At 69.3% G+C, this 19,511-nt stretch carries 15 protein-coding genes; 7 read left to right on the top strand and 8 right to left on the bottom strand.

Features of this window, described 5'->3' with window-relative positions; genetic code table 11:
- Positions 1-79: 79 nt before the first annotated feature.
- Positions 80-580: a SigE family RNA polymerase sigma factor gene (locus BLU81_RS21660; RefSeq protein ID WP_092546340.1), complete on the top strand. Its 501-nt coding sequence runs from the start codon at positions 80-82 to the stop codon at positions 578-580.
- Positions 577-1,773, top strand: coding sequence for a hypothetical protein (locus BLU81_RS21655; RefSeq protein ID WP_092546339.1), 1,197 nt, complete (start codon positions 577-579; stop codon positions 1,771-1,773). The genes BLU81_RS21660 and BLU81_RS21655 overlap by 4 nt, the downstream gene beginning before the upstream one ends.
- Before the next feature lie 18 nt (positions 1,774-1,791).
- Here BLU81_RS21655 and BLU81_RS21650 read toward each other — a convergent pair whose 3' ends face one another.
- Positions 1,792-2,679, bottom strand: a complete 888-nt coding sequence (locus tag BLU81_RS21650; protein ID WP_172890594.1) for a universal stress protein — start codon at positions 2,677-2,679, stop codon at positions 1,792-1,794.
- 480 nt (positions 2,680-3,159) lie between these two features.
- On the opposite strand from BLU81_RS21650, the gene BLU81_RS21645 reads away from it, so the two are divergent.
- A complete protein-coding gene (locus BLU81_RS21645) occupies positions 3,160-3,432 on the top strand; it encodes an SHOCT domain-containing protein (RefSeq protein WP_092546337.1) in 273 nt (90 codons plus the stop codon).
- A 147-nt stretch (positions 3,433-3,579) separates the two neighbouring features.
- Here the strand turns inward: BLU81_RS21645 and BLU81_RS21640 are convergent, their stop codons facing one another.
- Positions 3,580-4,104, bottom strand: coding sequence for a DoxX family protein (locus BLU81_RS21640; RefSeq protein ID WP_231954805.1), 525 nt, complete (start codon positions 4,102-4,104; stop codon positions 3,580-3,582).
- A 237-nt stretch (positions 4,105-4,341) separates the two neighbouring features.
- Here BLU81_RS21640 and BLU81_RS21635 point away from each other — a divergent pair, with 237 nt between their 5' ends.
- From BLU81_RS21635 to BLU81_RS21625, 3 genes are all read left to right on the top strand, one after another.
- Complete coding sequence (locus BLU81_RS21635) at positions 4,342-7,035, top strand: cation-translocating P-type ATPase (RefSeq protein ID WP_231954692.1); 2,694 nt, start codon at positions 4,342-4,344, stop codon at positions 7,033-7,035.
- 176 nt (positions 7,036-7,211) lie between these two features.
- Entirely contained in the window at positions 7,212-8,141 is a 930-nt protein-coding gene (locus BLU81_RS21630) for a universal stress protein (protein WP_092546334.1), read from the top strand.
- 334 nt (positions 8,142-8,475) lie between these two features.
- Positions 8,476-9,408 (top strand): universal stress protein, encoded by a 933-nt coding sequence (locus tag BLU81_RS21625; protein WP_092546333.1) that lies wholly within the window; start codon positions 8,476-8,478, stop codon positions 9,406-9,408.
- 514 nt (positions 9,409-9,922) lie between these two features.
- Here BLU81_RS21625 and BLU81_RS21615 read toward each other — a convergent pair.
- The 4 genes from BLU81_RS21615 to pflB form a co-directional block, all read right to left on the bottom strand.
- A complete protein-coding gene (locus tag BLU81_RS21615) occupies positions 9,923-11,020 on the bottom strand; it encodes an IS701 family transposase (protein WP_092557431.1) in 1,098 nt (365 codons plus the stop codon).
- A gap of 150 nt (positions 11,021-11,170) precedes the next feature.
- Positions 11,171-12,052 (bottom strand): universal stress protein, encoded by an 882-nt coding sequence (locus BLU81_RS21610; RefSeq protein WP_092546332.1) that lies wholly within the window; start codon positions 12,050-12,052, stop codon positions 11,171-11,173.
- A 111-nt stretch (positions 12,053-12,163) separates the two neighbouring features.
- Entirely contained in the window at positions 12,164-12,337 is a 174-nt protein-coding gene (locus BLU81_RS49255; protein ID WP_172890593.1) for a PLDc N-terminal domain-containing protein, read from the bottom strand.
- A 34-nt stretch (positions 12,338-12,371) separates the two neighbouring features.
- Entirely contained in the window at positions 12,372-14,615 is a 2,244-nt protein-coding gene (pflB, locus tag BLU81_RS21605; protein ID WP_092546331.1) for a formate C-acetyltransferase, read from the bottom strand.
- A 199-nt stretch (positions 14,616-14,814) separates the two neighbouring features.
- On the opposite strand from pflB, the gene BLU81_RS21600 reads away from it, so the two are divergent.
- On the top strand, positions 14,815-15,510 hold the full coding sequence (locus BLU81_RS21600; protein ID WP_092546330.1) for a CBS domain-containing protein: 696 nt from the start codon (positions 14,815-14,817) through the stop codon (positions 15,508-15,510).
- Positions 15,511-15,555: 45 nt separating this feature from the next.
- Here the strand turns inward: BLU81_RS21600 and ppdK are convergent, their stop codons facing one another.
- A complete protein-coding gene (ppdK, locus tag BLU81_RS21595; protein WP_092546329.1) occupies positions 15,556-18,216 on the bottom strand; it encodes a pyruvate, phosphate dikinase in 2,661 nt (886 codons plus the stop codon).
- 212 nt (positions 18,217-18,428) lie between these two features.
- Positions 18,429-19,427, bottom strand: coding sequence for an Acg family FMN-binding oxidoreductase (locus BLU81_RS21590; RefSeq protein ID WP_231954691.1), 999 nt, complete (start codon positions 19,425-19,427; stop codon positions 18,429-18,431).
- Positions 19,428-19,511 lie beyond the last annotated feature (84 nt).

The raw sequence follows: 19,511 nt of genomic DNA, 5'->3' as shown, positions 1-19,511 counted from the left end.
TTCTGCGTCCGTCTCAACCTTCGGGGCTGCCGATCGCGACAGTATGCCGACAGCACATTCCATTCGAGAGAGGAGCAGGATGCGGCCCGAGAGAGTCCGGGAGTTCGTCGAGTTCGTTTCCGGCCGGCTGCCACGCCTGCACCGCACCGCGTACCTGCTGTGCGGCGACAAGCATCTTGCGGAGGACATCGTCCAGTCCGCCGTGACGACACTTTTCGTCCAGTGGAAGCGCAACACGGTCATGGAGAACGCCGACGGCTACCTGCACCGAATCCTGGTGCGCCGCTATCTGGACGAGCGCCGACGCAAGTGGTTCGGGGTGCTGCTCGGTGACCGGCTGCCGGACACCCCGGCGGGGCCGCAGGCGGCCGTCGAGGAACGCGACGCGCTGATGGCGGCCCTGCGGACCCTGCCGAACAAGCAACGCGCGGCGATCGTGTTGCGCTACTACGACGACCTGTCGGTCGAGCAGGCCGCCGAGGCCCTTCAATGCTCGCCGAGCACCGTCAAGAGCCAGTGTTCCCGTGGCCTTGCCATCCTGCGCGAGGTCCTCCAGACAGAAGTGCGAGTCCCATCGTGAGCGATGAACAACTGCTCCGCGAACGCCTGAACGAGGTCGCGGTGCCCCCGATGGACCTGGTGATGGACCAGGTGGTCGCCGAGGGCGTACGCAAGGTCCGCCGGCGCCGGACGGCAACCGTGTCCGCGGCGGCGGTGGTCAGTCTCGGACTGCTCGTCGCGGTGCCCGCCCTGACGCCCGATGACCGGAACACCGGGGTCCAGCTGCCCGCGGCCCCGAGCACCCCGTCGGCGGTCCCGCCCGCTTTGACGTGCAAGACGACCGGTGTGCTGGAGAAGCCGAAGAACGTTGGGGACCCCGTGGTCGTCTCCACCGACCCGACCGGCCGGTATGTCGTCGGCCACGGCTCGAAGGGCCAGGACTTCATTCCCCTCTTCTGGGCCGACGGCAAGGTTCACCGGGTCTCCTACCCGGAGGACTCGGCCGAGTTGATCGACGTCAACTCCTCGGGGGTCGCCGTGGGACGCGGCTCCGACGGCGGAAGCGGCCCCGACACCTTCTTCCGTTACGCCGACGGCAAGATCACTGAGCTCCAGACGCCGCCCGGCCACTGGAACACCCTCGGCTGGCCGCAGATCAATACGGCGGGCGAGGTCCTCGCCACCGTCCAGCCCAAGGAGAACATCGAGGGGCGCGGCGCCGTCATCCTGCTCTGGCCAGCCGGCTCGGCGAAACCCGAGCGGCTGCCCCTGCCGACGAACGCCGACTCCGACATCATCGCCGACAACGGCACCATCGCCGGGGTTCTGCGTAATCGGGCGGGCAAGAAGGGCTACGAGACCGAGGGCATGCAGAGCCTCCCGCAGGGGACCGCCGAAGACGGCACCCTGGCGTACGTCTGGGATCGCACCGGAAAGGGCCGCCAGTTGGAGACCCCGGCCGGCTACTCCAGCGCGGGCTACAGCATCAGCAGCGATGGCGCCTGGGTGACCGGCGGCCTCTGGGACGATGCCCCCGGCGCCGCCCGGGACCCGGAGACGGGCCTCTGGAACGTCGCCACCGGCAAGCTCGTCGCGAAAGTCGACAACGACGACGTCGGGAACAACGTCAGCCCCGGTGGCCTGGTCCTCACCCAGGGCGGCGCCGTCTACGACAAGGGCAAACGCGTCACCTTCGCCAAGGACGTCGGAATCGGCGCGATGACCGACACCAACGGGTTCGTCGACCAGAAGCTGCGCACCTGGCAGTGCTGACGACCCCGGGAGGCGACGCTACACCGGCGTCGCCTCCCGGGTTCCGGCCGCAGCCTCGGGCACCCGGGCGCAAACGATGGCGCGGCGTCTCGGGGTCGCATCGCTACGTGCGGGCCGGCGTGACTCGGGCACGGCGCCGCGGATGACGGCGACCGATGCGGGGCCGTGGTGCAGCAGCGTCTGGGTGACCGACCCCAGTAGCCCGTGGTAGGGCGATCGGCCACGAGCGCCTACGACGATCAGCGACGCCTCATGCGATTGCCGGGCCATCACCGTGGTCGGGTCGCCGTCCAGGACGCGCAGTCGCGCGTCGACGCCGGACGCCAGCGCCCGCGAGGCGACCATCTGGTCAAGGGCGTCCGTGCGGTCCCCGGATTCGAGCACGTGCACGACCAGCAGCCCCTGCCGCCGGTGTGCGGCCGCGTCGAACGCAAAGTCGAGAACCGGCTCTGCCGCAGCAGAGCCATCCACCCCGACCAGGACCGGACCATCCGGGACAGGCCATGCCCTGGTGACCACGACACTGCCGAAGCCGCGCGCGGTGAGTTGCACGGCGATCGCGTCCCGAGGCATGCAGGTCAGGTCGTTCAGATTCCCGTCGCCGATGACCGTGAGCGCCGCACGCCGGGAAAGGCGCAACAGGCCGGTCAGTGGACGGCCCTCCACCAGTTCGGTGGTGATGTCGAGGGCCGGCGCGATACGGACCGCAGCGACCGCCGCCTGCCGCAGCATGCTCCGGGCAGCACTCGGATCGCCGGTGGCGTCCGGCAGCCAGTTGAACACATGCGCCAGATGCAGAGGCAAGGCGCGGCTCTGTGCCGCACGGGCGGCCTCTTCGACCGCCCGGAGGCTGGCCGGTGACCCGCTCACACCGACGACGATGCGGGGCGTTGCTGAGGTGTTCATGCGTTCACCTCCAGAGCAGCCGCAGCGGCCAGCCGGGTGGCTGACATGTGGCGTCCCACGCTTCAACCTAGGCCGACCGGGCGATGAGGCGTAGGGCCTATCGCCCCTGGTGTCACGCGGGAAAATGTCCCTGCGGGTAGTCGGCGACGCCAGGATCATGCCACGGCCGGGACCTGTCCCCGGTGCATGCCGGCGACGCTCGGCCGTTGCTTCAGGCGATCGGAACGCTGGCCGGGCCGTAGCCCACCCCGTAGAGCCCGTCGTCCGATCTTGTCGGGCCCCGCCCGCTGAAGACAGGGCCTTCGGCTCTCCATGAGGTGCCGTTGAGCGGTACCAGATGCGGGGCGGTCCTGAGCACGGTGAAGGTGTCTCCCCCGGAGAGGGCGGAGATCTGCTAGCCGCCCGAAGCCCGGCCACCACCACACCTGACGGCCGGTTCATGCAGCGTCAGCCACCCGAGCGACATCTGAGGAGATCACGATGATGTATTACGGCAACGGCATGAACGGGTGGGGCATGTTCTTCATGATCGTGAACAGCCTGCTGTTCTGGGGGCTGATAGTCGCCGGTGTCGTCGCGATGGCCCGTTATGCCGGCCGGGACCTGCACCACAGGAGGCCGGTGGCACATGGAACTGGGCCGCAGCAGATGCTCGCCGAACGGTTCGCGCGCGGCGACATCGACGACGATGAGTACGCGCGACGTCTGCAAGTCCTCGACACGACAGCCCCGGCACACGGGCCCGGCGACTGACGATCGTCTCGTGTCGTTCTTCTTTGCCTGAGACGACCGGTACCACAGCGGTGGCGATTCGCCTCCAGTGACAAGGAAGGGGTGGAGGCCGTGCGGACAGGCCTTCGGCCGGGGATCGATGTGATCCCCGGCCGCAGACGATGGCGGTCAGATCAGCCAGCGGTTGTGCTGCACGAAGGGCAGTTTCGCCCACTGACGGCCGAGGCCCCAGGTGTGCCCGGCGTAGGTGAGCGCGGTGACGATCGCGCTGAGGGCGTACACGAGGTGATAGTCCATGATCGGGTTGGTCGAGTGTGTCGCCTCGCCGGCACCGGTGGTCCGGGCGGGCGGGAACTCGGCGAACCACATCAGGAGCATCATCAGGGCGCCGGCCCCCGCGGCCAGGCGCAGGCCGATGCCGAGAACCAGGGCGGCGCCGACGCCCAGAAGGCCGAGCATGAACAGCCAGTCGGCCCAGGCCTGTCCGGCGATGCCGGTGAAGAAGCCCGGGAAGGGGCCGACGTCGACGCCGGACAGGAATCCCTTGGTGGGGGAGCCGCCGTTGATCCAGGCCCGCTCGGCCGGGGTGGCGTAGTTCCATCCGAAAAGCTTGTCGAAGAACGCCCACAGGAAGACGAAGCCGAGCGAAATCCGTAGGACCGCGAGCCCGCGGGCCGCATTGACGGTGAGCATCGAGCCAGGCGCCGGGACCGGTTCGAGGGGTGTTGCCGTGCTGTGGCCGACCGTTGTCATGGTGTCCTCCTCAGTATCGATACATCCAAGTCTGACTATTCGCCGGGAAAGCCGTGGTGGTAGGAGCCAGCGGTCCCCTCCGGGTAGGCCGAACGGCCTGTGCCTTACTGGCGTCACCCATCGATGTGGGACCAATGGCTCTGACGTGTGCGGGAGGGCAGGCGAACGCTGAGGGGCATGGCACAAACGATGGCGGCTCCGGCCGAGGTCGACGAACGCCAACCACCAACCGAGCTCTTCCGGCATCTGCGTTCCACGCCGACAGGGCTTCGCTCCAGGGAGGCAGCACGCCGGCTGACCGTGTACGGCCCCAACGAGCTCTCCCGCCGCCACCAGCGACAGTGGCCGCGGCAGCTGCTCGCCCAGTTCACCCAGCCGCTGGCGGTACTGCTGATGATCGCCGCAGTGCTGGCCTGGGCCGGGCATGCGCCCGCGCTTGCGGTCGCGGTGATCGCCGTCATCCTGCTCAACGCCGCGTTCGCCTTCGTCCAGGAACGCCAAGCTGAGCGGGCCGTGGAGGCGCTGGCCGCCTACCTGCCGGTATCCGCACGGGTCTTGCGCGACGGAGTCCTCGTCGAGGTGCCCGCCCGGGACCTGGTACCCGGCGACGTCATGGAGATCACCGAAGGTGACCGGATCTGCGCCGACGGCCGCCTGATCGACGGAATCCTGGCGGTCGACCTGTCGTCGCTCAACGGCGAATCGGCGCCCGCCACCCGCACCGCCGACACCGAACTCGTGCCCGGACCGCTGCTGGAAGCGCGGGAACTCGTCTTCAGCGGCACGTCCTGCACGGCGGGTCAGGCCCGGGCCGTGGTCACCCACACCGGAATGCACAGCGAACTCGGCCGGATCGCCGCGCTGTCGCAACGGGGCCGGCCCGAACCAAGCCCGCTGGAACGGCAGGTGCGCCGGGCCACCTGGGTCATCGCGATCGTCGCCGTCTCCGCCGGTGCCGTGTTCCTGCCGATCGGTGTACTCGCCGGGCTCGGCTGGGCCGCGGCGATCAGCTTCTCCATCGGACTGATCGTGGCGAACGTACCGGAGGGCCTGCTACCCATCATCACCCTCGCCCTCGCCGCCGGAGTCCGCGAACTCGCGAAGGCGGGCGCCGTCGTCAAACGGCTCTCCGCCGTGGAAACGCTCGGGTCGACGACGGTGATCTGCACCGACAAGACTGGCACCCTCACCGAGAACCGGATGCGGGTCACCCGGCTGTGGCTCGCCGACGGCGACCAGGACGCGACCGCCGCCGGCGGTGACGCCCGTGCCCGCGACCTCGCCGTCGCCGCCGCCATCTGCACCACCGCCCATCAGGCCGGCGACGGGGCGCCGGCCGACAGCGGCGATCCCACCGAGGTGGCGTTGCTGCGGCTCGCGGAGTCGCTGGGTGCACCTGTGCGGGCGGTGGACCGCGACGCCTCCCGCGACATCCTGTACTCCTTCGACCCGCGCACCAAACGCATGTCCACGGTGACCGGCGGCCGGCTGCACACCAAAGGGGCACCCGAGTCGATCCTGCCGTTGTGCACCCGCGTCATCGATGATGCCGGGTGTGTGACTGCGCTTACCGATCCGGTGCGCGTCGACGTGACGGCAGCTGTCGACCGGTTCGCGACCGCCGGCTTGCGTGTGCTCGCGGTCGCCCGCCGTACCGCTGACGCTCAGGTACTCGCGGCCGGCCGTGACGTCGCGGAAGCGGACCTGACTCTGCTCGGGCTGGTGGCCATGGTCGACCCGCCCCGCGAGGCGGTGTCGGCGGCGGTCGCCGCCGCCCACCGGGCCGGGATCACCGTGCACGTCATCACCGGGGACTACGGCCCCACCGCCGCGGAGATCGCCGTCCGGGTCGGTATCGGCGGCGGCCGCCCGCGCGTGGTCACCGGCACCGAACTCGAGCAGATGAGCGACGCCGACCTGGACCGGTTGCTGCGGGAGCGGCAGGAGATCGTCTTCGCCCGGTCGTCGCCGGAGAGCAAACTGCGCATCTGCGAGGCGCTGCGGTCCGAGGGTCACGTCGTGGCGATGACCGGCGACGGCGTCAACGACGCCCCGGCCCTGCGGCACGCTGACATCGGCGTCGCGATGGGCCGCTCCGGCACCGATGTCGCCCGCGAGGCCGCGACGATGGTCCTCACCGACGACAACTTCGCCACGATCGTACGAGCCGTCGAAGCCGGGCGGCGCGTCTACGACAACGTCCGCAAGTTCGTGCTCTACATCTTCGCCCACGCCGTACCCGAAGTCGTTCCGTTCCTGATCTTCGCCCTGTCCGGCGGTGCGGTACCGCTGCCGTTGACGGTGCTGCAGATCCTGGCGATCGACCTGGGCACCGAAACCCTGCCCGCCCTCGCGCTGGGCCGGGAAAAGGCCGAGCCGGGGCTGATGGACCGCCCGCCGCGCTCACGGACAGCGGGCGTCATCGACCGGCGGCTGCTGCTGCGGGCATGGGGGCTTCTCGGGGTGACCTCGGCGATCCTGGTGATGACGGGCTTCTTCTGGGTGTTGTGGCGGGCCGGATGGCAGCCAGGCGCCGAACTGACCGACACGACCTACGCCCGCGCCACCACTATGACGTTCGCCGGAATCGTCGCCTGCCAGATCGGCACCGCCATGGCCTCGCGCACCGACCACGCCGCGCTGCGCACCATCGGCGTGTTCAGCAACCGACCGCTGCTCGGCGGCATCCTGTTCGAGGTGGTGTTCGCCGCCGCGCTGATCTACCTCCCGCCGCTGCAGGCGATCTTTGGCACCGCCGCACTCACCCTCGCCGAACTGGCCTTCCTGGCGCCGTTCCCCGTGCTCGTCTGGGGCGTCGACGAGATCTACCGAACCCGGCTACGCCGTCGGCCCGCCGCACCCACCGACTGAGGAGCCGACGAGGTACTCGCAGGCGGCCGGCAGGGCATACGACCCGACAGTGAATCTGGCGAAGTCCCGACTTGTCGGGCCCGACGGCCCTGCCGTCCGGGCCGCCGTCGGCGTGCACTGGAGATACAAGCACCGGTGGTCCCACCGGCGTCCAGGTATTGCTCGGAGGTGCCGTCATGACTGACATCGACAGGACCACGGCGGAAACCGAAGCTCGCCGGCACACTGCCGACCTGCGACGACCCACCCGCTTCGGCGATGCGATCAACCGTTACCTCGGGGCGGCCGGCTACCCCGACCCGTACACGGCCGTACCGGTCATCGCCGAGTATCCCGATACCGAGACCACGGGGCCGCCGGCCGCCGGTGTGATCGTGGTCGGTGTCGACGACGACCCGATCAGCTACATCGCCGTCGACCACGCCGCGATCGAAGCCGAACTGCACGGCTGGGCCCTGCGCATCGTCCATGTCCAGCGCAGCGGGAAGGACGATGCCGGAGAGCGGTTGCTACGCCGGCTCACCGACCGCGTGCGCGCCAGCAACCCCGGTACTCCCGTGACCGGCCGGCTTCTCGTCGGGTCCGACCCGGCGCAGCAACTGCTCACCGAAGCCGGGGACGCCGCCCTGCTCGTGGTCGGTCACCGCCACGGTGCCACGGCGACCGCCTTCGGCCGCAGCGTCGCCGACCGGGTCGGGCGACAACACTCCGGTCCGGTCCTGGTCGTACGAATGCCCGGCTGGCCGGTCGGTCCCGAATGGGGCAGCCGCCCGGTCGTGGTGGCCGTCGACGGCTCCGCGCCGTCTCGGGCCGCTGTGGAATACGCCCTTGCCGAGGCACAGGTCCGCGGTTGCGACGTCACCATTCTGCATCTCGCCGGCGACGGCACGAACCTGGCCCACCGCCTCGACCCGCGCTCGGCGGTACCGGTCCATCACAAGATCATCTCCGGGGATCCGGTCACGGCGCTGATCGAGGCGTCCGACAAAGCAGCCGCAGTGGTGATCGCCCGGCACGGACATGGGGCTGTTCCCGGACCTCTGCTGACGGCAGCCAGCCATGTACTGCCGCATCGCGCCCACTGCCCGGTGTTCCAGGTCGGCTGACCGCCGTACGTTTCTCCCCACCGAAACCGGAGCCGGCCATGAAAGCGCTTCTCGTGATCGTCGTGGTTCTGCTGGCCATGCGGTTGGTCGGCGCCCTCGCTCTGCGTCTGGTCGCCCACGGCCGGCGCCGTCCGCCCGCGACAGCCGTCAGGTCGAGCATCCGGCCGAGCGCGGCGATACGCCGCTGCGGCGGCGTCGGGCCCGACCGGGTACGGGCCACCGGCTCGGCGACCCGGAGCGGGGCAGCGTCGACGAGTGCCACGGGGCTACCGGACTGCCGGGTACTGCCGGTCGGCAGTGCTGTGGCGAGTTCCGGGCGGTTTAGCGTTCGACTATGAACAGCATCGTGCCGGTTCAGGAGAAGCTGCCCGTGGTGGTCGGCGTCGACGGCACGTCCGCCGCACTGCATGCCGTCGATCTTGCCGCCGCCGAAGCCGCGCACCGCCGCGTGCCGCTGGTGGTCGCGCACGCCTGGCCGGGCCGGCACTTCGAGGCCCCGAAGTCCCGGGTGACCGTATCGGGCCGGACCGAGGGCGTGCGGCTTCTCGACCTCGCCGCCCGCCGGGCGCGGCACACCGAACCGCACTTGACGGTCGTGCCCGCGTTGATGGACGAGGGCGCGGCCGAAGCGCTGCTGAGATGGTCCGCTCGGGCATCCCTGCTGGTGGTCGGGCACCGCGACGATACGTCGGCCCACCACGGATGGGGGTCGACCGCTGCCTATCTGGCTCACCACAGCGCCTGCCCACTGCTGGTCAGCCGAGGGCGCGTTCCCTCCCGGGGGCCGGTGATCGTCGCCGTGTCCGGTGGACCCGGAACGACCCTGGCACGAGCCTATGAAGCGGCGGCGTACACGGGCGGAACATTGACTGCGGTGCACGTATGGAAGCCTGAACACGGTCCGGCCGGCCGCGACGCCGACCGGACCGCGGGCGAAAACCTGCTGGACGCGGCGCTGAACGCGTGCGGCTCCATACGGCCGAGCGTCCCGGTCACTCGACTGCTCATCAGTGAGGCCGAGATCGCCTATACCGTGGAGCGGGCAGCCTGGCGGGGCCGCCTGCTCGTGGCCGGCATGGGCCACAAGGGCTGGGCGGTCGAGGCCCTGTATCGGTCCGGTGGCGTCACGTCCACCGGACGTCGGCTCTGCCCGGTCCTTCTCGTCCCGGCTGTTGCGCGATCCCGGACGTCGGATCGCGGCCGCGGTCGCGGCGATTCGACCGGTGGTGCTCCGCTGCTGGTGGCCCGGGAAAGGCATCTGAGGTAGCGCCCTGATCAGGGTCTGTCACCGGCTGGACGGTGCCAGACGGCGCCTGCAGGTGATCATCAGCCGCGATGACCGCACGCTGCAATTGCGGGTCGCCGGGGATCTGGATGCCGCCACGACAGCAGGACACCGTGGTGGTGGCGGCAAGCGACGCTGTCCGGCGCGTGGCGCATCTGCTCGGGCCGACGGCTGGGAGTGATGAACTCCTGCTCATGGTCCAGAAAGTAGGGCGATGACGTAGCTGGGGCCGTGCTGTGGGGGATCTGCTGCAGGCGGGCCCGCTCCGGTGCCCCGGCAGCATGCTGCCGCCGCCTATGCCGCTTGGCGGCTTAGTACTGCTACGGCGGCTCGTAGCTTCCGAGCGTGCTGAGTCGTTTGCGGTAGTGGGCAGTTCGGGCGCGGTGGTTGCAACGTCGTCGGAAGTTCGACCAGGCCAAGGCATGCTTGGTGGTGTTCTTCGCGGTCAGGATCAGGACGGCGAGTAGGTGTCTGATCTCTTTGACGGTCAGTGGGATCAGGCCGTCCTGGCCGTGGTCGCCGGTGGTGCCCCCTTTTCGGCTTCGCGGGCGCGGGTGATGGTCAGGAACGCGGCGGCGGCCATGGACAGGGTGATGTGGGCGTACCAGGCGTCGTAGCGGCGGAACTGGTACTGGTCCATGCCGGCCTCGTTCTTCGCGATCTGGAACGATTCCTCGACCGCCCACCTCGCGCCCGCCGTGGCCACCAGCCTGCGCAGCCGGGTGCCGCGCGGGCCGAAGCACACGTAGTACGCCAGTTCGCCGCTGCTGATGCTGCGCCGGGCCAGCACCCAGCCACGCCGGCCATGCTCGAACTCGGTGCGGATCGGGACACTCGTCCAGTCGTAGACACGCGGGCCGTGGGCGCCGTCACCGCAGGACATCCGCCGCCAGGCCCCGGCCCGGACCTTGCCGATCAACGCGTCGACGCGGGTGGTGGTGTGCAGCCCGGACGCGACCTCATGATCCTTACGGGTGGCCAGCACATAGTGAATGTCCTGCTGTTCACACCATTCGCGCAGTGCCCGGTTCTGGCCGTACGCCTCGTCGCCGGTGAACCAGGCGAACGGCACCTTCGCGTCGACCGCACGTTCCAGCATGGACCTGGCCTGCTCGGGTTTGGTGGCGAACGGGACGTCGTCGCCGATGTGCGCACGCCGGCACCGGTCCCGGTCGTCGGTCCAGGACTTCGGCAGGTACAACTCCCGGTCGACGTGTGCCCGCCCATGCCGGGTGTGGTAGGTCAGGAACACCCCGAGCTGGCAGTTGTCGATCTTCCCGGTCGTTCCGGTGTACTGCCTTTGAACACCGGCCGATGATCTTCCCTTCTTGATGAAGCCGGTCTCGTCAGCGACCAGCACCCCGGCCTCATCGCCGATCGCCGCCACCAGCGCGGACCGCACCTCATCACGCAGCTTGTCCCGGTCCAGACACCGGCTGACCAGCAAACCCTGCATCTTGTCCGGCGTCGCGTCACCGGCATGCTCGGCCAGACTCCAGCCACTACGCCGCTCGATCGGCGCCATCAACCCCCGCAGATACTTCCACGCCTGCCACCGGACATCCGCCCGGCTGAACCAATGCGAAAACCCCAGGAAGAAATCCCAGAGGTCATCGTCCCAGCCGCCTACCTGTTCAGCCGTCACCACGCCCAGCAAACGATTCAGAACCACACGAAGTGGCGACCCGCCGTTGCAGTATTAGGCGGCGGCAGGTGCCAGGGCCCGGACGCGCGTTCCAGTCCGTCACCGATGTTCCTTGCGTGGGCGGTCCACGTAGACGGGGCAGTCGGCGTGGTGCAGCAGTTGCAGCCCGGTCGAGCCGAGCATGGAGCCGACGATCACGCCGTGGCCGCGACTGCCGACCACCACCAGCTGTGTGCCGTGCGAGACGCCGACCAGCACACCGGCCGCGCTGTCGTGCGACACCAGGGTCTCGACCGCGACGTCCGGGTACTTGACCCGCCACGGCGCGAGTTGTTCCTCCAGGCGGGCACGTTCGGCGGTGTCCTGCTCCGGGGTGGCGATCGTGGCCGCCGGAACGGTATAGCCGTAGTACAGCGGAACGGCCGGCAGATAGGTGCGGACCGCGACCAGGCCGGTGCCGCGCCTGTCTGCGGCGGCGAACGCCGTGGACACCACGTGGTCGCTCGTGTCCGAGTCGTCGACGCCGACGGCCACCGGTCCTTCGGCGGTGTCGGCGCGTCCTCGCACGACGACCACCGGGCACGGGGCGTGAGTGGCGAGCCGTTGACTGACCCCGCCGAGCAGCAGCCCGGCGAAGCCGCCGTGTCCTCGGCTGCCGAAAACCAGCAACTCCGCTGCCTCGGCCGCGTCGAGCAGCCGTGCGGCCGGATTGCCGATCAGGGTCACTTCCGTGACCTCGACCAGCGGCGCCGCCGCACGGGCAGTCGCTGCCGCCGCTGCCGTCACCTTCTCGGCGAGGCTGCGGGCCATCTCGAAGCTGCCGTCGTCGAACTGATAGCGGGCGGTGTTCCAGTCCCAGTCCAGCACGTGCACGACACGAAGACTCATGTCCAGGCGTGCGGCCTCGCGGGCCGCCCACTGCACTGTCGCTTCGCCTGTTGCGGCGCCGTCGGTGGCGACGACGATGGTGGGAGTTCGCATGGCTCCTCCTTCTCCATCTCTCCCTTCATCGTGATTCGTATCGATATGAATCGGCAGAGCAACAGGTCATGCCCGGTGATGCCGAAAGTCCTGCTCCAAGCCCGGGGTACCTCAGGTTCGGCGTCCCCATCCCCGATACAGCACCGGTCCGAGCGGCTGTACGAACAGGGTGGGCCACCACACTGCTTTCGGGCCGCGAATCCGCCCGGCCGGGCGGCGTGACAGGTCGACCGCGGCGATCACGGTCAACGCCACCTCCACCGGTGCCAGTACCAGCGTCGTCACCGGACCTGACCGCGCGTGTGGCCGGGGCTGGTCATCACAGTGATCCGTGGAAGGTACGGGAGAGAACGTCACGCTGTTGTTCGGCGGTGAGTCTGACGAAGTTCACCGCGTATCCGGACACGCGGATGGTGAGGTGCGGGTACTTCTCCGGGTGGGCCATGGCGTCCTCGAGAGTGGCCCGGTCGAGGACGTTGACGTTCATGTGGAAGCCACCGGCGTCGGTGTAGCCGTCGAGGACGCCGGCCAGGTTACCGATCCGTTCGGTGCGGGTGTGCCCGAGACCGTCGGGAGTGGCGGTGATGGTCAGCGAGATGCCGTCGCGGGCCGACCGGTACGGCAGCTTGGCGACCGACAGGGCGGCGGCGACCATGCCGTGGGAGTCCCGGCCGTTCATCGGGTTGGCGCCGGGTGCGAACGGCTCACCGGCCCGCCGGCCGTCCGGCGTGTTGCCGGTGTGCGTGCCGTACACCACGTTCGAGGTGATGGTGAGTACGGACAGACTGGGCTCGGCGTCGCGGTAGGTGGGCTGCCGGCGGATCTTGTCCATGAACCGTTCGACGAGATCCACGGCGATCGCGTCGACCCGGTCGTCGTTGTTGCCGAAAGCCGGGAAGTCACCGTCGACGGCGTAGTCGACAGCCAGCCCGTTGTCGTCGCGCAGCACCTTCACCTGGGCGTGCCGGATCGCGGCGAGGCTGTCCGCGGCGACCGAAAGACCGGCGATGCCGGTGGCCATGAAGCGGTGCACGGGGTAATCGTGAAGCGCCATCTGGAGGCGCTCGTACGCGTACTTGTCGTGCATGTGGTGGATGACGTTGAGCGCGTCGACGTAGGTCTCGGCGAGCCAGTCGAGCGTGCGGTCGTACGCGGCGAACACGGTCTCGTAGTCGAGGATGTCGTCGGTGATCGGCGCGGTGGCCGGGGCGACCTGGTCGCCGGTCATCTCGTCGCGGCCGCCGTTGATCGCGTACAGCAGCGCCTTGGCCAGGTTGGCGCGGGCGCCGAAGAACTGCATGTCCTTGCCGACCCGCATGGCCGACACGCAGCAGGCGATCGCGGTGTCGTCGCTGTAGGCGGGCCGGATCAGATCGTCGTTCTCGTACTGGATGGCGCTGGTGTCGATCGACACCTGGGCGCAGAACCGTTTGAACCCGTCAGGCAGAGCGGGCGACCAGAGCACGGTCAGGTTCGGTTCCGGGGCGGGGCCGAGGTTGTAGAGGGTCTGCAGGTACCGGAAGCTGGTACGGGTGACCAGCGGCCGGCCGTCGTCCCCGATGCCACCGAGAGCCTCGGTCACCCAGGTCGGGTCGCCGGAGAACAACTGGTCGTACTCGGGGGTGCGCAGGAACCGGATGATCCGCAGCTTGATGACGAAGTCGTCGATCAGCTCCTGTGCCCGCTGTTCGGTAAGAGTGCCTTCGGCGATGTCGCGCTGCAGGAAGACGTCGACGAAACTCGCCGTACGCCCGAGCGACATGGCCGCACCGTTCTGTTCCTTGGTGGCGGCCAGATAGGCGAAATAGAGCCACTGGATCGCCTCGCGGCCGGTCGTGGCCGGCCGGGAGATGTCATGGCCGTACCGGTCCGCCATGAACCGCAGCTCCTGCAGGGCGCGGATCTGCTCGGCGAGTTCCTCCCGGTCGCGGATCACCGCGTCGGTGGAGAGCCGGTCGTCCAGGGCGGCCTTGCGGGCCTGTCGTTCGCTGACGAGCCGGTCCACGCCGTACAGCGCGACCCGCCGGTAGTCGCCGATTATCCGGCCACGGCCGTACGCGTCGGGCAGCCCGGTGATGATGTGCGACCGCCGGGCGGCCTTCACATCCGCGGGATAGGCATCGAAGACGCCGTCGTTGTGGGTTTTGCGGTACTCGCTGAAGATCTTGTGAACTGCGGGGTCGAGGCGGTAGCCGTACGCCGCCAGGCCCGCCTCGACCATCCGCAGCCCACCGTTCGGCATGATCGCCCGGCGCAGCGGCGCGCTGGTCTGCAGGCCGACGATCAGCTCGTGGTCCCGGTCGAGATAGCCGGGTTCGTGCGACGTGATCGTGGACGGGGTGTGGGTGTCCACGTCGTAGATGCCACGGCGTCGTTCCGCGGTGAACATGCGCTGCAGCCCGTTCCAGATCCGCTCGGTCCGGTGCGTCGGCCCGGTGAGGAACACGGGCCCGCCGGTGTACGGCTCGACGTTGTCGTGGATGAACGCGCTGACATCGACTGACTCGCGCCATCCGGTGCCGCGGAATCCTCGCCAGCCCTCGTGGGATGTGGTGGCGGCCATGGCCCCTCCTTCGTCGCCTCCAGCCTGGCCCCGGACTCGTGACTCGGTAAGTGCCGAAGGTCCCCCGGCCGGTCGGCTGGCCGGGACCTACGGAGCCGAGGCGGGTGCTCGTCGGCCAGGAGTTGGGCCTCGGGTCCTTCGGCCCTGCTTCACGGGAGGCCTCGGCTCTAGCGTGAACCGGGAGTACCGAGGGGGACTGATGAAAACCTGGACCGTGGACGATGTGATGACCAGAGCGGTCGTGTCGGTGCCGGACACCGCCTCCTACCGTGAACTGGTGGATCTGCTGATCAGCCGCCGTTTCAGTGCAGTGCCCGTGGTGGACGGCTTTCAGCGGGTGGCCGGTGTGGTGTCCGAGGCGGATCTGCTCCGCAAGATCGAGTACGCCGGCGACGAGGACGCCCGGTTCTTCGAGAGCCGTCGTCGTCGAGGAGAACGGGCCAAGGCGCTTGCCGGAACGGCCGGTGAGCTGATGAGCAGCCCGCCGGTGCTCGTCCTAGCCGGCACCCTGATCGCCGCGGCGGCCCGCATCATGGACGTAGAGCAGGTGAAGCGCCTGCCGGTGGTGGACGACCTGGGCCGTCTGGTCGGCATCGTCACCCGTGGCGACCTGCTCAAGGTTCACCTACGACCCGACGACGACATCCACGCCGACGTGCTCGCCGTTCTTCTCATCTGCCTTGTCGGCGACGAGGCCGACGGCGACCCGGTGACCGCTGAGGTGCGGGAAGGCGTGGTGACCCTCACCGGCCGGGTCGGGCACCGGTCGACGGTCGACCGATCGGTGCGATTCGCCCGCCAGGTCTCCGGCGTGGTCGGGGTCGTCGACTCGCTGCGGTTCGACATCGACGATCGCGAGATCCTCACGGCCGGCACGGTTTTCGGCGTTGCCTGAAACCGTGCCGGCAGCGGACCCACCCACCGGGCCCACCGGAGGTTTCTATCTGCTGTCCGAGGTGACGGCCGCGGTGGTGGCGGCCCGTCCGGCTTCGAGGCGGGCGATCGGGACGCGGAACGGGGAGCAGGAGACGTAGTCGAGGCCGGCGTGATGGAAGAAGTGGATCGAGGCCGGATCGCCGCCGTGTTCTCCGCAGACTCCGGTGATCAAGCCGGGATGGGCGGCCCGGCCGCGTTCGACGGCGGTGCGGACGAGTTCGCCGACGCCACCGGTGTCGAGGGTCTCGAACGGTGAGGCGGCGAAGATGCCCAGTTCCAGGTACTTGCCGAAGAACGCGCCTTCGACGTCGTCGCGGGAGAACCCCCAGGTCATCTGGGTGAGGTCGTTGGTGCCGAAGGAGAAGAAATCGGCGTGTTCGGCGATCTCGCCGGCGGTGAGGGCGGCCCGCGGGACCTCGATCATGGTGCCGATCCGGATCGGCGGCGTACCGGTCACCGTGGCGAGCACGGACTCGGCTTCCGCCCGTACCGTCTCGAGTTCCTGAACCGCACCGACCAACGGGATCATGATCTCCGGGTGCGGGTCGCCGCCGGCGGCGACCCGCACCGCGGCGGCCTCCGCGATCGCTCGGACCTGCATGGCGAAGAGGCCGGGCACGACCAGGCCGAGACGTACGCCGCGCAGTCCGAGCATCGGGTTGGCCTCGTGCATGCGGCGCACAGCCGTCAGCACGGCGCTGTCGCGGCCCGGGTCCTCGCCGAGTGCCTCGGCGCGGGCGACGCGGGCGGTCAGTTCCTCCAGCGGGGGCAGGAATTCGTGCAACGGCGGGTCGATCAGCCTGATCGTCACCGGCAGGCCGTCCATCGCGGTGAAAAGTTCGACGAAGTCGGCCCGCTGCAACGGCAGCAGCGCCGCCAGGGCGGCATCGCGCTCGGCGTCGTCGTCGGCGAGGATCAGCCGTTCGACAAGCACCCGCCGGTCGCCGAGGAACATGTGCTCGGTACGGCAGAGACCCACACCGGTCGCGCCGAACCGGCGTGCCCGTTCGGCGTCGAGCCCGGTGTCGGCGTTGGCGTGCACGCCGAGACGCGCGGCGTGGTCGGCGTGGGCCAGGAGCCGCTGGACTGCGGAGAGCAACGGGTCACCCATCGGGGACAGTTCGCCCTCGAAGTAGCGCACGACGGGGGAGGGCCGTACCGGCACGGACCCGGCGAAGATGTGGCCGGTGGTGCCGTCGACGGAGATGACGTCGCCGGCGTGGATCACTTGCCCGCGTACGGTGAGGAAATCCGCTCCGATCTCGAGGTCCTCGGCGCCGCAGACGCAGGTCCTGCCCATGCCGCGGGCGACCACCGCGGCATGGGATGTCTTCCCGCCACGGCTGGTCAGGATGCCCTGCGCGGCGATCATGCCGGGCAGGTCGTCGGGGTTGGTCTCACGCCGCACCAGGATGACCGGCCCGGTCGCGGCGGCCGCGGCCGCGGAGTCGAAGACGACCGCACCCACCGCCGCACCCGGTGAGGCCGGCACTCCGGTGGCCAGTGGCTCCGGGGCGGCCGTGGTGTCGAAGCTCGGGAACATCAGGTGGACGAGCTGCTCACCGGTGACCCGCTGCAGTGCCTCGTCGAGAGTTATGGTTCCCTCGTCGACGAGTTGTCCGGCGATCACGAACGCGGCGGCCGGGGTCCGTTTGCCGACCCGGGTCTGCAGCATCCACAGTTTTCCGTTCTCGATCGTGAACTCGATGTCACACAGGTCCCGATAGCGCTGCTCCAGCCTCTCCATGATCGACAAGAGTTGACGGTGCGCTTTCGGGTCGATCGTGGCCAGGTCGTCCAGGCTCATCGTGTTGCGGATCCCGGCCACGACATCCTCGCCCTGCGCATTGCGCAGATAGTCGCCGTAGACGCCGCGCCGCCCGGTGGCGGGGTCACGAGTGAACGCCACCCCGGTCCCGGAATCCTCGCCACGGTTGCCGAACACCATCGCCATCACGTTCACCGCCGTGCCCAGATCCTGCGGAATCCGTTCCTGTCGCCGGTAGAGCACCGCCCGCTCGGCGTTCCAGGACTCGAAGACCGACGCGATGGCCAGGATCAACTGCTCATGCGCAGCCTGCGGAAACTCGCGGCCGGTGTGGGCGTGGAAGACCTTCTTGTACGCGCCGACGACATCCTGCAACTGTGCGGCGGTCAGGTCCGCGTCCGACCGCACACCCGCGGCCTCCCGAGCTGCCGCCAATTCCGTCTCGAACTCGTCGCCGGGAACGTCGAAGACGGTCTTGCCGAACATCTGGATCAGCCGCCGGTACGAGTCCCAGGCGAACCGCTCGTCACCACTGTGCCGGGCGAGCGCGACGACATTCGCGTCGCGTAGCCCGATGTCGAGGATCGTCTCCATCATGCCGGGCATCGAGAACTTCCCACCGGAACGCACCGACAGCAGCAGCGGATCGTGCGCGTCCCCGAGCAGCCTGCCCGTCTTCTCCTCGACCATCCGCAGATGCTGCGCGACCTCGTCGAGCAGACCCGCCGGCATCGACCCGGTACGCAGGTATTCGCGGCACGCGTCGGTGCTGATGGTGAAGCCGGGCGGAACAGGCAGACCCATCCGGGTCATCTCGGCCAGGTTGGCGCCCTTCCCGCCGAGCAGGTCCTTGAGGCCCTTGTTGCCCTTGATGAAGTCGTACACATACCTGGACATCCGATCCTCGCCCTCGTTGGCTCGCGGTAAGTCCCTCTTACTTGTTGGTAGACCTGCGACCGGCTCGCCGAGTAGGGCCGAACGTCCCTGCCGGATCCGTGGCGGCCGGACCGGTGTGCAACGGGAGTCATCCAGGTCAGGAGGGGAGCCTCCCTTCGTACGATGACGGAAGGTGTCACCAACCGGGAGACCATCGCAGCGCGTGCGGCCGATCAGTCCTCGATGAGGATCACGTCCGCGGGTGAACGGCGGGGTGTCGGCGGAACGTCGCCGGGTGCCTCGACGTAGCCGAGCCGCACGATCAGGTACGGCTCGCCGATCCCGGAGAGCAGCCGTCCCAGCAGGTGCCGGGGCCACGCCACTTCGACGGCCTCACTGATGGGCGCGGACGCCAGGCCGTCGGCGGTTGCCCGCAGCAGCAGCGCCGACATGGCTTCGCCGCCGCGCAGCAGACCGGCCGGTTGATCGGTGCTGCCGAAGACGATGACGAAGGTGGCTCCCTCGTCATGGTCGGCGCCGGGGAGTAGACCGGACGAACCGTCGGGCAGGAAGTTACGGACGGGTACCCGCCGTAGTCCGGGCTGGACGGCGGTGCCGGGCGGCACACCGTCGCCGGTCCAGGCCGGCCGGTGTGTCCAGTGGCTGAGTTCCCCGCGGTGGACCGGGTCGAAGTAGTTGGCATCGGCCGCCTCGTCGACGGAGATCGCCAGTTCCGGCACCCGTTCATCGGGTACCACGTGCAGGTAGGCCCCCTGTGCTTCGACGAGCCGGCGCAGGCGGGTGAGGATCTCGTCGGGCACCCGGCGGTCGCCGAACGCACGACGGTCGGTGCGGCGTCGGCTGATGGCGGCGGCCAGTAGTTCAGCCTCGACATCCGGTTCGGTGGGCCCGGTCACCCGCACCCGGGCGAGCAGGTCCGGACGCTCCTCATCCGGGAATCGCTGTACGTCGGCGAGCCAGCCGGCGGCAGCCAGCGACACCTTTGCATGATGCAGCGCGCCGCCACAGCTGAGCAGAAGCAGACGCCCCTCAGCGTCGGTCACTCCCAGCCGGCGAGCCGGGTCGGATGACAACTCCAGCACATCGCCGGTCAGACGCCACCGCCAAGGCTGAGTGTTGAAGACCGACGGAGCGCGCAGCGATGCCCGAGCGGCCACCTCCAGGGCGGCCCTCGTCCCGGCGCCGGTCACGTCGTTGTCTGACATGGTCATGGCAGAACCTCCGGACTGGTGGCGTCACGGCCCTGAATGCGGGCCGGCCATGCACGGCAACCTTCTGCGGGAGAGCATCTCGGC

The organism is Actinoplanes derwentensis (assembly GCF_900104725.1).
Classification (GTDB): domain Bacteria; phylum Actinomycetota; class Actinomycetes; order Mycobacteriales; family Micromonosporaceae; genus Actinoplanes; species Actinoplanes derwentensis.
Note: the sequence above shows the minus strand (reverse complement) of the source record. Positions and strands in the feature narration are given on the sequence as shown.

What these genes read in the sequence shown, in the direction of transcription:
- BLU81_RS21635 (WP_231954692.1), top strand. Translation starts at nt 4,342, where the DNA reads ATGGCACAAACGATGGCGGCTCCGGCCGAGGTCGACGAACGCCAACCA.
- BLU81_RS21625 (WP_092546333.1), top strand. Translation starts at nt 8,476, where the DNA reads ATGAACAGCATCGTGCCGGTTCAGGAGAAGCTGCCCGTGGTGGTCGGC.
- BLU81_RS21660 (WP_092546340.1), top strand. Translation starts at nt 80, where the DNA reads ATGCGGCCCGAGAGAGTCCGGGAGTTCGTCGAGTTCGTTTCCGGCCGG.
- ppdK (WP_092546329.1), bottom strand. Translation starts at nt 18,216, where the DNA reads ATGTCCAGGTATGTGTACGACTTCATCAAGGGCAACAAGGGCCTCAAG.
- BLU81_RS21600 (WP_092546330.1), top strand. Translation starts at nt 14,815, where the DNA reads ATGAAAACCTGGACCGTGGACGATGTGATGACCAGAGCGGTCGTGTCG.
- pflB (WP_092546331.1), bottom strand. Translation starts at nt 14,615, where the DNA reads ATGGCCGCCACCACATCCCACGAGGGCTGGCGAGGATTCCGCGGCACC.
- BLU81_RS21630 (WP_092546334.1), top strand. Translation starts at nt 7,212, where the DNA reads ATGACTGACATCGACAGGACCACGGCGGAAACCGAAGCTCGCCGGCAC.
- BLU81_RS21640 (WP_231954805.1), bottom strand. Translation starts at nt 4,104, where the DNA reads ATGCTCACCGTCAATGCGGCCCGCGGGCTCGCGGTCCTACGGATTTCG.
- BLU81_RS21645 (WP_092546337.1), top strand. Translation starts at nt 3,160, where the DNA reads ATGATGTATTACGGCAACGGCATGAACGGGTGGGGCATGTTCTTCATG.
- BLU81_RS21650 (WP_172890594.1), bottom strand. Translation starts at nt 2,679, where the DNA reads ATGAACACCTCAGCAACGCCCCGCATCGTCGTCGGTGTGAGCGGGTCA.
- BLU81_RS21590 (WP_231954691.1), bottom strand. Translation starts at nt 19,427, where the DNA reads ATGACCATGTCAGACAACGACGTGACCGGCGCCGGGACGAGGGCCGCC.
- BLU81_RS21610 (WP_092546332.1), bottom strand. Translation starts at nt 12,052, where the DNA reads ATGCGAACTCCCACCATCGTCGTCGCCACCGACGGCGCCGCAACAGGC.